The organism is Rhizobium sp. 10N414, assembly GCF_056394785.1.
The window spans coordinates 1-11,614 of sequence record NZ_JBFTIN010000028.1 but is presented as its reverse complement, the minus strand read 5'-3'; the positions used below and the strand labels follow the sequence as shown (position 1 = coordinate 11,614).

Genomic DNA, 11,614 nt, shown 5'->3' with positions numbered 1-11,614 from the left:
AAAAAAGGTCCGGTCCCCTGGAAGTGTGTGAGGAGTTCGAAGGGTGGCCGGGAATGAGTGCTCGTAGACATCAACATTTCCACTCTTCGAAAGCGGTCTATCGAGTTGCTGCGTAAGCGCGATATCGCCTGGCGACAAAGGCATATCTTAGCCGAGTGAGCGCTTCAACGCAGCGCGGTCGAGGAGGGGATGATGAGCGATCGTGCAATGGGCTTCTTGGTTGCGACAGAAGTGTGTCTGCTATTTTGGATAGCCGTCGCAATGTTTGCGGTTGGAGGGCTCCCCGTCTAAAGCTGTCTTGGCGATGGTGGCGATCTTTTCATATACGCTTCGGGGGATGGAGAATTCTCCTGATGTGTGAGTAGAATTAACTCCCGTAACGCCCGGCACGAACACGCTTCTTTCTTGCAGGCGTTCGACTTGGCGAAGTGCCCGCTCGATCCGTCCGCCAGCTCCCGGACCGGGCATGATTGCAATCACGCTGAGCCCCACCGCGGGCGACGTGGTCCCCGACCTGAAATCCGGCGTGTCCAGAGACCAGGGGCCACCGGAAAGGCCAGCCGACAGCATCTCCACCAGCAGCGCTACATTGGCTCCTTTACGGCCGCCGAAGGGCAACAGAGCTCCCGTCAGCGCCTCTTCCGCATCCTCAGTCGCGTTGCCGCTTGCGTCGACTGCCCAACCCTTCGGGATTGGGTCTTTCTCTTCGGCCGCTCTGACGATGTTGACGAAGGCGGTGGCGCTCGACGCCTGATCGATGATCATGGGCGGCATGTGCTCGCCGAGCGGAAATCCGAATGCCATCGGATTTGTGCTGTAGACGACAGGTCCGCCGGCTTGCGCGACCATCATGGCATTTGCGTTGGTCGCCGCCAGTCCAATCACACCCTCATTGGAAAGTCTGCGGACGTAGTATCCGAGTTCGCCGGTGGTGTAGCTGTTGGTTTGCGTGAAGACAGCAACTCCAAAACTGCGAACCGCGTCGAGCAGATCGTTAAAAGCGAGATCGAAGCCTAGCTGAGCGATGCCGCGATCTGCATCGGAAACGAGAAATGCGGGGAAGGCGCGGTCCAATCGCGGCTTGGGCTCGCGATTTATTCGTCCCTCGCGAAATCCATCGAGATAATCCACGAAGTGCGGAAACCCGAGGGTAGGGGGACCGTAGCTTGCCGCCGAAATCGTGGCGTCCACGAGGGAGCGTGCGCTCGCGCGAGCCGCGCCGCAGGCCAGGCACGCCTTCATTGCAAGTTCCTCGGCGTCCTTCCTTTTGAGCACGATCTCCTCGGACATGTCAGATCTCCAATCCCGCTTTTCTGCCTTCGTAGAAGGCGTAAGGAGCTTGCCGCGGTGCCGCGCAATCGCCGATCTGTCGCGCGGGAACACCCAGTTCGAGCAGACCTGGCATCAGCCAGTCCATCGGATGATTTGTCGTTGCGGTGACCAGGCTGTCCGCCTCTACAAAGTTGCGCTCACCAGTGTTGTGATCCAGAAGCGTTGCACCGTTTCCGTACCATTCAGCGATGCTGACCTCCGTGATCCACTGCACGCCAAGCTTTTTCAAAGCCTGCCGCATCGGAACATCGGCAGCCGTTCTTTGAAGCTCCTTTCCGACGAACGGGTCGGGTGTGACGATCGTGACCTGATGGCCGTCCTCCGCCAGCTTCCAGGCCGTCCCGCAACCGCGCCAGCCGCCGCCCTCGTCCAGGAGAAGGACGTGCTTGCCTGGCCTTGCCTGCCTTGCCATGACTGCCTCGACGGTGAACACGCCGCCCTTGTCTAGCCCCGGCATCGCCGCAATCGTCGGCAAGGCCTTCTGGAACCCGGTCTCCGGAGAATAGGAGCCGGTCGCGACGATCACGACGTCCACCTTCGACGGGTCGATGTCATCTGCTTCCACATAGCTATTCAGTCTGACGTCAACGCCAAGCTTTTCCAGTTGGCCTTCATACCAGGCAAGCAGATCAAGGATCTGGGCACGCCTCGGCTGCAGGCCGGCGAGCAGAAAATTGCCACCGAGACGCGTTCCGGCTTCCGAGAGGACGACCCTGTGGCCGCGTTCAGCCGCTACCCTTGCCGCTTCGAGCCCCGCCGGGCCGCCACCGATGACAAATACGCGTTTTGGATTGGATGTCTTGGTGAAACGATCGCCTTTCCATTCGAATTCTCGGCCCGCCGAAGGATTGATCAGACAGCTTATCCAGTAGTCCCGGGAACGGCGCCCCCAGCACATCTGGTTGCAGGATATGCAGCCGCGGATGTCTTCGGGGCGGCCTTCACCGGCCTTGCGCGCCAGGTGAGGGTCGGCGATCTGTCCACGAACGATCGACACAAGGTCGCACGCGCCTTCGCCAAGAACTGTCTCCGCATTTTCAGGTGTTCGGATATGGCTTTCGGCAATGACGGCGGAATTTCTCACGACCTTCTTGAGGCAGGCGGCAAGATCGGCGCCGAGCTTTTCAGGATAAATGAATGTCGGCATGAGCTTGTAGAAGTCGAGGTATCCGCCAGACCCGCATGTGACATAGTCCATCAGGCCGAGCTCGTCGTGAAGCTTCACGATCTCCGCGAGCTCGTCTCGCTGCAGCGCGGCCTTCACATCCGGCTCGTCGCTGACTGCGAGGCCTATGATGAAATCTGGTCCGCATGTCTCTCTGATTCGGGAGAGAATCTCGCGAGACATGCGCGTGCGGTTTTCGAGCGAGCCTCCCCACTGGTCTTCGCGTCGATTGCTCCAAGGCGTCCAGAATTGGTCGACCATCCCCAGATAGGCTGCCCATACTTCGACACCGTCGAAGCCGGCCTCGCGACATCGGCGCGCCGCCTGAACAAACCCGTCGATCGTCTCCCAAATCTCGTCTTCCGTCATTGGATGCGAACCGTCACTATCGTGGTAGCTCGGCAGACCAGAAGGCGACCAATGGGGATGGAAGGAGTTGTCGGAGTCGCCATGCGCCCCGACGTGGTAGAGCTGCTGGATCGCGACGGCTCCATTCTCCTTGATGGCGCGAACAAGCCTGGCAAAGTGTGGAATCACGGTATCGTCGCAATGACGGAAGTTTCTTTGCGTCAGAACCGCGGCAGCATGGACCGGCATCGGTTCGACGACAATCATCCCGGCGCCGCCGATAGCACGCTCGGCGTAGTAGGCGACATGGCGCTCCGTCGGCAACCCGTCGACAGCCATGTTCGCGGTGTGAGCGCCAAACACGATGCGATTGCGGAGCGAGTGCCCACGAATCTGAAGCGGACTGAAGAGGCGGGGAAACTTTTCGGGCATGGCCGCTCCCGGATGTAGGTCGTTGCTAGGTTGTGGCTATGACGGTCTTATCGACGCCGTGGCCTTGGGCAGGATCCATTGACACCTGGCGGAGGGAGGCGCCACGCGTCTTTGTCTGGACTGAACTTGCTTTGAGGGGACCTGACGGGCCGAACGATTATCCCTTGGGGACGTGTGGGCACGGAACTCGCGATGAATTCCGCGCACGCGTTCAGCGGACATCAGGGCCGGACCTCTTCGCGGGAGCCTTACTGCGCGAGTGCAATGGCATCCTCGCGCGTTTGGACCGTATCCGAGTTGACCATCGCGGTGGCAAGCTGGCGGAAGGTGACCATCCCGACGGGACGAGATCCTTGCCCGATGACGGTCACATCGCCATCCGGAACCGACGCAAGCAGGCGAACGGCCTCCTCGACCGTCGTCGTAGCATCGACGGTGACGCCGCTGATGGCAGCTCCGGGTCGCATCGGACTCATGATGGCGCTGACCTGAACCACGCGGCCGCGGTTGACCTCCTTGACGAAGTTGGCGACGTATTCGTCTGCCGGTCGCAACACGATGTCCTGACTGCTGCCTTGCTGGATGATTTCGCCATCGCGCAGGATGGCGATCTGGTCTCCCAGTCTCAGCGCCTCGTCGAGATCATGCGTGATGAAGACGATGGTCTTCTTGATCTCCCGCTGGATGTCGAGCAGCACCGACTGCATATCCGTGCGGATCAGCGGATCGAGCGCGGAATAGGCCTCATCCATCAAGAGAACGGGTGCGTCATTCGAAAGGGCGCGCGCCAGGCCGACGCGCTGCTGCATGCCGCCCGAAAGCTGGTTCGGGTATTTCTCCTCGAAGCCCTTCAATCCGACGCGCTCCAGCCATCGCATCGCCACATCGACTGCCTTCGAACGCTCCACACCCTGTACTTCTAAGCCGAATAGCGTGTTGTCGAGAACGTTGCGATGCGGCAGGAGGGCGAACTTCTGAAACACCATCGCCGTCTGATGCCGGCGGAATGTGCGAAGCTCGGTCTCATCCATCTTGACCACGTCCACGCCGTCGACCAGCACTTCGCCAGCGGTCGGATCGATCAGTCGGTTGATGTGACGAATGAGCGTCGACTTCCCCGAGCCGGACAGGCCCATGATGACCTGGATGGAGCCCGACGGCATTTCGATATTGATATCGCGAAGCCCAAGTACGTGACCGTGCTTCCGGTTCAACTCGGCCTTTGTCAGTCCGTTCTGGACCGCCTCGATGTGCGATCTCGCGTTCGGACCGAAGATCTTGAAGAGATGGCGGATCTTGATGCCGCCGAAATCGTGATCACCCATGAACGATCTCCCGATGCTTCTGGAGCCGCTTGCCATATGCCTGGCTGACCCGATCGAAAATGATAGCAATGCCGACAATGGCAAGGCCGTTGAAAATGCCCAGCGTGAAGTACTGATTGGCGATCGCCTTCAGGACCGGTTGTCCAAGGCCCTGGACGCCGATCATCGAGGCTATCACGACCATTGCCAGCGCCATCATGATGGTCTGGTTGATCCCGGCCATGATGGTTGGCAGGGCAAGCGGCATCTGCACCTTGAAAAGCTTCTGGGAATTTGAAACCCCGAAGGCGTCAGCTGCCTCAAGCACGTCCTTGTCGACCAGTCGAATGCCGAGGTCGGTCAACCGGATCATCGGCGGAATTGCATAGATCACGACGGCGATCAGACCGGGAACACGGCCAATCCCGAGCAGCATGACGACGGGGATAAGATAGACGAAACTCGGCATGGTCTGCATCACGTCGAGGATCGGATGGACAACGCGCTGGAACCGGTCGGATCGCGCCATCACGATTCCGATGGGCAAGCCGAGCGCGATGGACAAGACCGTGCAGACGAAGATCATCGACACGGTCCGCATCGTGTCTTCCCACATGTCGAAGTAGCCGATGAGCAGCAACGTCACGAGACAGCCCAGCACGATCTTCAAGCTGCGGCTTCCGAGCCACGCAACAACGAGGACCATCAGCGTTATGATCGGCCACGGCGTTTGGGTCATGAAGCGGTCGACGGCGATCAGGAAGTGTTGCAAAGGAGAAAAGAAGCTCTCGATTGAATCGCCGTATGCCCTCGTGAAGGCGCGAAATCCGTCGTCAATCATCTTCTTGAGGTCGCGAAGACTGTCGTCATTCATGTGCGGAAATTTGTAAAACCATTCCATTCGGTTCCCCTTTCTCTGAAAGAGCCGTGACAAGTCTTCTGGTTGTTTTCCGGCTTCTGAAGTGGCGGCGCGTGTCAAAACGCGCCGCCCATTCAACAATCAAAGCGAGGCTTCGATTTTCTTTGCTGCGTCTTCCGACACCCACTTTGCCCAGATGTCTTTGTTTTCCTTCAGGAAGTGCTTGGCGCCGTCCTCGCCGCTCGCCTGATTGTCCGTCATCCATGCCATCAGCTTGTTGACGGTGTCATTGCTCCACGAGCGTTTCTCCAGGTAGGCCATCACATCGGGCCCGGCCTTTTCGGAGAATGGCTTTGCAACGAGCGTGACGATTGTATCGACCGGCCATGCGTTCGGCTTCGGATCGGCACAGTCAGCAACGGTATTGCAGCGTTTCCACTCGGCAGCGTCGGCTGGGACGCCGGCTTCGAGCTTCACCATTTCATACTTGCCAAGCAAAGCCGTCGGGGCCCAGTAGTAGCCGACCCAGCCCTGCTTGCGCTCGTATGCCTTTGCGATCGAGCCATCGAGGCCCGCGCCGGAACCAGTGTCCACGAGCTTGAAGCCCGCCTTTTCAGCATCGAACGCCTTGAAGAGCTGTGACGTGACCACCGTGCCGCCCCAGCCCTGCGGTCCGTTGTAAATTGCTCCCTTCGAGGCGTCTTCCGCGTCCGGGAACAATTCCGGGTGCTTGAGCATGTCAGGAATCGTTTTTACGTCAGGATGGGCGTCCGCCAGATATTTGGGGATCCACCAACCCTGGATGCCTCCATCGGGAAGTGGCGAACCGACCTTGATGATACGTCCCTCATCTGTGCCCTTCTTCACGACCTCAGGAAGAAGGTCTATCCAGGCTTCGGGAGCGATGTCGGGTTCGCCCTTCTCCGCCATCGACGTGATCGTTGGAACGGTATCACCCACAGTGATTTCCGCCTGGCAGCCATATCCCTCGTTCAGGATGATCTTATCCAGGTTCGACAGGACTTCGGCACTCTGCCAGTTCATGCTCGCGATTGTGACGCTGCCACACTCTGCTGCATTTGCGTAAGAGGCCACTCCCAGCAGCCCAAATACCATGCACGTAGAAGCCAATAACTTGGTCATTATCGTTCCCTTTTTTTAGCGGCATGTATTCCTGAGCGGGACGCCGCGAAAACCCGCTGCAACGGTCGTTAGGAAGCGTCTCCCATACTCACCGATTTCTTGAAGGCTGCGGACAAGCCATTGGAAACAGCATCGTCGAAGCCCGAAGCGCGCATCTCTTCAATGCCCGCCGCGGTCACGCCGCGATATTCGAGAAAGCGATTGACGATCTCGGCCGGGTCGTCCTGCTGTCGTTCCAGCAGGCGTCCGGTTCCCGTCAGCATCGTCAGGACAGCTCGCCGGGCAATCTCCCCAGGCAAACCTTGACTGATCGCGTGCTTCATCATTGCCGCGGCAAGGAGCGCGGGAAAGGCGGGGCCGGTGCCAGACATGCCCGTCAGGTAATCGATCTGCGTTTCGATGCCCACTTCGTCTTCGACACCACAGGCGCCAAAGATCTTTCGCACCAGACTGCGATCATCCGTATCGACACCGGCCGATGCCATCCAGGGTGTGTAAGAACATGAGACTTCGGCGGCAGCGTTGGGGAGGGCTCTGACAACTCTTTCGGTCGCATGTCTTTCGATGAGCGCCGAGACGCGAATACCAGCCATGACCGAGATCAGGAGCTTGCGCTCCAGCATCACAGGCACCGAACCCCAGTCTTCCGGGCGCACAGACAAGATCACCACATCCGAACGGTCTGCAAGGAGCTGATTGTCCGTTGTCCAGTGTGAGGCGGCGAAGCGGTCTGGCCGAGAGCGGCGATAGGAGAGCGTCAGATCGTCAGGATCGGCGAGGCCTGTGCGAAGGATCGCCTCTGCGATGGAACCGCCAAGCCAACCTGCGCCACCAATGATCCCGATCCTTGCTTTTCCGCTCATCTCATCCCTAGCCTGGCTTGTAGCTATGTCTAGCAAAGAACCGGTCAAGCTCGCGCTGTTGCGGAATTTCACCCGTGTAGATTGCGATATATTCGGGGATGCGCTTCATGCGGACGCTGATACTTTCGTTCGACTGCATTGAAATATAGCCGATCTGAACGAGGTAGGTTGTCCGTGCGCGAACATCCGCGCCGATTTCTGGATGGCCAAAGCGTTTGAACATGCTGGCAAGCGCGTCCATCCGCGTTCGATCGGCCTCTTGAACCTCCTGAAGGATCTCCTCCGACTGTAGCGCCCAGCTTCGCACGGCAAACTCGAACTTGCTGTCGAACAGCCGGCTGTCCAGCCAGCAGTCGAAGACGTTCAGCATCGCTTCCGCCAGGGTCTCCGCATAGGCCTCCGACTGCTTGACGATCGAACCTGTATTCTTCTCCCGCCAGCGCGAGACCAGCCCGTCCAGAAGCTCTTCGCGATCCTTGAAGAACCAATAGAAGCTGGTGCGCGACAGGTTGAGCTTCTTTGCCAGGGGCAGGATCTTCACGGAGTCTATCCCGGACTCCAGCAGGGAGTCATAGGCTGCCTCGAGCCATCCCTCCTGCGATCCACGCCAGCCACTGTCGCTCAAATTCTGGTCCATGTTCAATTCCTAGCAAATCGTTAAGCTCCGCACAATCAAAATGTACACGACTGTCCACAAAATTTGACTGTCGTGTTTTCGTCGTTGACACATGTGTACATTCCGCCTAGCGTTCGGACCACTTCCTAATTCGGAGCATGACAGATGTCGAACGATCCCCTGCTGCAGCCGTATCAACTCAAGCATCTGACGCTACGCAACCGCATCATCGTGACATCCCATGAGCCGGCCTATCCCGAGGATGGCATGCCCAAGGAGCGCTACCGGGCCTATACGGTCGAGCGGGCCAAAGGCGGCGTTGCCATGACAATGACTGCCGGATCCGCAGCCGTGTCCAAGGACAGTCCACCGGTCTTCAACAATCTCTTGGCGTACAAGGACGAGATCGTACCCTGGGTCAGGGAGATGACGGACGCCGTCCACGAAGAGGGCGCTGCGATCATGATCCAGCTCACGCACCTCGGCAGGCGAACGCGCTGGGACAAGGGCGACTGGCTTCCCGTCGTTGCTCCGTCTCACCACCGCGAAGCTGCCCATCGAGCATTTCCGAAGAAGCTGGAAGATTGGGATATCGAGCGCATCATCAAGGACTTTGCCGACGCCGCCGAACGCATGAAAGCCGGCGGGATGGACGGCGTTGAACTCGAGGCCTACGGCCATCTGATCGACCAGTTCGCTTCGCCATTGACCAACGAACTCGAGGGCCCTTACGGCGGATCGCTCGAAAACCGCATGCGCTTCTGTTTCGATGTCTTCAAGGCGATGCGCGAGAGAGTCGGCAACGACTTCATCCTCGGTGTTCGCTACACCGCTGACGAACGCCTTCCTGGCGGCACCGGCAAGGAAGAGGGCATTGAAATCTCCCGCAGGCTACGCGACAGCGGCCTCATCGACTATTTGAACGTCATCCGTGGCCATATCGACACGGATCCGGGGCTGACGGATGTCATTCCGATCCAGGGTATGGCCAACTCGCCGCACCTCGACTTTGCCGGGGAAATCAGGGCGGCGACCAACTTCCCAACCTTCCATGCCGCCAAGATCCCCGACGTCGCCACGGCTCGTCACGCAATTGCGGCCGGGAAGGTCGACATGGTCGGCATGACGCGTGCGCACATGACCGATCCTCATATCGTGCGCAAGATCATTGAGAAACGGGAAGAGGACATTCGGCCGTGCGTCGGCGCCAATTACTGTCTTGACCGCATTTATCAGGGCGGCATGGCGTTCTGTATCCACAACGCCGCCACCGGGCGAGAGGAGACGATGCCCCACATCGTCCCAAAGGCCGAAGTCCGCAGGAAAATTGTCGTGGTCGGGGCTGGCCCGGCCGGCCTCGAAGCCGCTCGCGTCGCCGCCGAGCGCGGTCACGAGGTGATCGTCTTCGAGGCGGCAAGCAATCCGGGCGGACAGATCCGGCTGACCGCCCAGAGCGAACGTCGCCGAGAGATGATCAGCATCATCGACTGGCGGATGGCCCAGTGCGAAAAATACGGCGTCGTCTTCCGTTTCAATACATGGGCCGAAGAAGACACGATCACCGCGGAGAAGCCCGACGTCGTCATCATCGCGACAGGCGGCCTTCCTCACACGGAGGTTCTGACCAAGGGCAACGATCTTGTCGTGTCCTCCTGGGATATCATCTCAGGAGACGTGAAGCCGGGTTCGAACGTTCTCGTCTTCGACGATGCCGGAGACCACGCGGGCCTGCAGGCCGCCGAATTTCTGGCCAAGGCCGGAGCAAAGGTCGAGATCATGACGCCCGATCGTTCCTTCGCGCCCGAGGTCATGGCCATGAACCTTGTTCCTTACATGCGATCTCTTCAGAAGCTGGATGTGACATTCACAGTTACATTCCGCCTCGAGGCCGCCGAAAGGAACGGAAACCAGATCGTTGCCAGCGTCGGAAGTGATTACGGCGGCGTATCGAAACAGCGCGTCGTCGACCAGATTGTCGTCAACCATGGCACGATCCCGCTCGACGACCTCTATTTCGACCTCAAGCCTCTGTCGAGCAATCTCGGCGAGACCTCGTACGACCAACTCCTGTCAGGCGAGCGGCAGTCCGTCGTCCGCAATGTGGAGGGAACGTTCCAGCTCTTCCGCATCGGCGATGCGGTCGCAGCGCGCAATACCCATGCGGCCATCTACGATGGCCTGCGCATCGCGAAGGATCTCTAGACCACGAAAGACGCGTCCTAGCAGACGGAGGTTTGTCAGTGGCAGAACGGGCCGAACAGCTACAGCTTCTAATCGACGCCGCCAATGTGGCATTCGATGAATATGCCAGGGATCCGGAAGCCCGCCGTTCGCTCGGTCAGGCATTTTCGGTGCTTCAGACGTCAGGCGGACAGCTGTCGGAAAACGGGCGACAGCTACCGGTGTGCCAGTTCTTGTCGAAGATTTCGGTCGACGTCGATTCGCCGGTGCTTGGGGAACTCCTCGCGCGCTTCCAGGCAGTTGAACCCCTCCTTATCTGGCGGCATCGTCAGGACATGTCCGGCACCGCAAGTGAAAACTTTCAGGACGGGCATGCGAACGCGATGATCGTCGGGCCGGGAGGCTTGGAGGAGCGCAACGACGTCTGGTTTGGTGCCACATTGATGGCGCCGAATGTGCGATATCCCGATCATGACCATGCCCCCGAAGAAATCTATCTGGTGATGTCCGAGGGAGAGTTCCGGCATGGGGACTCTGGCTGGTTCTCACCCGGTATCGGCGGATCCTTCTACAACCCGCCAGGGATAAGGCATGCCATGCGATCGACGGATCAGCCGCTGTTTGCGTTCTGGGTGCTCCTGCCCGAACGAGACGCTGGTTCGACCCCGAACTCTAACGGACAGGTGCAGCCATGAAAATTCTCGTCCCCGTCAAGCGGGTGGTTGATTACAACGTGAAGATCCGCGTGAAGCCGGATGGCACAGGCGTCGAACTCGCGAATGTGAAGATGTCGATGAACCCGTTCGACGAGATCTCGGTCGAGGAAGCGCTGCGGCTGAAGGAAGCCGGCAAGGCCGAGGAGGTGATCGTCGTGTCGATCGGTCCGGCCAAGGCCGAAGAGACGCTGCGCACAGCACTTGCCATGGGTGCCGACCGCGCCATCCTGGTGGAGACTGACGATGCCGTCGAGCCGCTCACTGTGGCCAAGATCCTCAAGGGCGTCGTCGACGCCGAACAGCCGGGCCTGATCATCACAGGCAAGCAGGCGATCGATGACGACAGCAACCAGACCGGCCAGATGCTGGCGGCGCTGCTCGGCACGGCGCAGGCGACCTTCGCCTCGAAGATCGAGATCGAAGTTGCTGGCCCTGGGGGCAAGGCCCAGGTAACCCGCGAGGTCGATGGCGGCCTGCAGACGATCGAAGTCAAGCTTCCGGCCGTCGTCACATCAGATCTGCGCTTGAACGAGCCGCGCTACGCCTCGCTGCCGAACATCATGAAGGCGAAGAAGAAGCCGCTCGACAAGAAGACGCCGGCCGACTTCGGCGTCTCCACCGCGCCGCGTCTGAAGGTCTTGAAGACCGAGGAGCC

10 protein-coding genes are annotated in these 11,614 nt (G+C 59.4%); 3 read left to right on the top strand and 7 right to left on the bottom strand.

Annotation, left to right across the window (positions count from 1 at the left end; translation table 11 throughout):
* Window positions 1-240: 240 nt before the first annotated feature.
* From AC1DE4_RS22025 to AC1DE4_RS21995, 7 genes are all read right to left on the bottom strand, one after another.
* Window positions 241-1,290: an Ldh family oxidoreductase gene (locus AC1DE4_RS22025; RefSeq protein ID WP_477883029.1), complete on the bottom strand. Its 1,050-nt coding sequence runs from the start codon at window positions 1,288-1,290 to the stop codon at window positions 241-243.
* Between the two features lies 1 nt (window position 1,291).
* Window positions 1,292-3,277 carry an oxidoreductase gene (locus AC1DE4_RS22020; protein WP_477883027.1) on the bottom strand — a complete coding sequence of 662 codons (1,986 nt, stop codon included), beginning with the start codon at window positions 3,275-3,277 and terminating at the stop codon, window positions 1,292-1,294.
* A 248-nt stretch (window positions 3,278-3,525) separates the two neighbouring features.
* Window positions 3,526-4,602, bottom strand: coding sequence for a quaternary amine ABC transporter ATP-binding protein (locus AC1DE4_RS22015; protein ID WP_477883025.1), 1,077 nt, complete (start codon window positions 4,600-4,602; stop codon window positions 3,526-3,528).
* Window positions 4,595-5,482: an ABC transporter permease gene (locus AC1DE4_RS22010; RefSeq protein ID WP_018856124.1), complete on the bottom strand. Its 888-nt coding sequence runs from the start codon at window positions 5,480-5,482 to the stop codon at window positions 4,595-4,597. The genes AC1DE4_RS22015 and AC1DE4_RS22010 overlap by 8 nt, the downstream gene beginning before the upstream one ends.
* A gap of 99 nt (window positions 5,483-5,581) precedes the next feature.
* Entirely contained in the window at window positions 5,582-6,583 is a 1,002-nt protein-coding gene (locus tag AC1DE4_RS22005) for an ABC transporter substrate-binding protein (RefSeq protein WP_169680435.1), read from the bottom strand.
* Between the two features lie 68 nt (window positions 6,584-6,651).
* Window positions 6,652-7,446 carry a pyrroline-5-carboxylate reductase family protein gene (locus AC1DE4_RS22000; protein ID WP_477883022.1) on the bottom strand — a complete coding sequence of 265 codons (795 nt, stop codon included), beginning with the start codon at window positions 7,444-7,446 and terminating at the stop codon, window positions 6,652-6,654.
* Window positions 7,447-7,453: 7 nt separating this feature from the next.
* Window positions 7,454-8,083, bottom strand: a complete 630-nt coding sequence (locus AC1DE4_RS21995) for a TetR/AcrR family transcriptional regulator (protein ID WP_169680433.1) — start codon at window positions 8,081-8,083, stop codon at window positions 7,454-7,456.
* A gap of 144 nt (window positions 8,084-8,227) precedes the next feature.
* Between AC1DE4_RS21995 and AC1DE4_RS21990 the strand changes: the two genes are divergently transcribed.
* The 3 genes from AC1DE4_RS21990 to AC1DE4_RS21980 form a co-directional block, all read left to right on the top strand.
* Entirely contained in the window at window positions 8,228-10,264 is a 2,037-nt protein-coding gene (locus tag AC1DE4_RS21990) for an oxidoreductase (RefSeq protein WP_477883020.1), read from the top strand.
* A gap of 38 nt (window positions 10,265-10,302) precedes the next feature.
* Window positions 10,303-10,938: a dimethylsulfonioproprionate lyase family protein gene (locus tag AC1DE4_RS21985; RefSeq protein ID WP_477883018.1), complete on the top strand. Its 636-nt coding sequence runs from the start codon at window positions 10,303-10,305 to the stop codon at window positions 10,936-10,938.
* The coding region (locus AC1DE4_RS21980) for an electron transfer flavoprotein subunit beta/FixA family protein (RefSeq protein WP_477883016.1) at window positions 10,935-11,614 on the top strand (680 nt) is incomplete at its 3' end. The genes AC1DE4_RS21985 and AC1DE4_RS21980, both read left to right, overlap by 4 nt.

Excerpts from the sequence above, each read along its gene's own strand:
- AC1DE4_RS22025 (WP_477883029.1), bottom strand. The coding sequence starts at position 1,290 with ATGTCCGAGGAGATCGTGCTCAAAAGGAAGGACGCCGAGGAACTTGCA.
- AC1DE4_RS22020 (WP_477883027.1), bottom strand. The coding sequence starts at position 3,277 with ATGCCCGAAAAGTTTCCCCGCCTCTTCAGTCCGCTTCAGATTCGTGGG.
- AC1DE4_RS22015 (WP_477883025.1), bottom strand. The coding sequence starts at position 4,602 with ATGGGTGATCACGATTTCGGCGGCATCAAGATCCGCCATCTCTTCAAG.
- AC1DE4_RS22010 (WP_018856124.1), bottom strand. The coding sequence starts at position 5,482 with ATGGAATGGTTTTACAAATTTCCGCACATGAATGACGACAGTCTTCGC.
- AC1DE4_RS22005 (WP_169680435.1), bottom strand. The coding sequence starts at position 6,583 with ATGACCAAGTTATTGGCTTCTACGTGCATGGTATTTGGGCTGCTGGGA.
- AC1DE4_RS22000 (WP_477883022.1), bottom strand. The coding sequence starts at position 7,446 with ATGAGCGGAAAAGCAAGGATCGGGATCATTGGTGGCGCAGGTTGGCTT.
- AC1DE4_RS21995 (WP_169680433.1), bottom strand. The coding sequence starts at position 8,083 with ATGGACCAGAATTTGAGCGACAGTGGCTGGCGTGGATCGCAGGAGGGA.
- AC1DE4_RS21990 (WP_477883020.1), top strand. The coding sequence starts at position 8,228 with ATGTCGAACGATCCCCTGCTGCAGCCGTATCAACTCAAGCATCTGACG.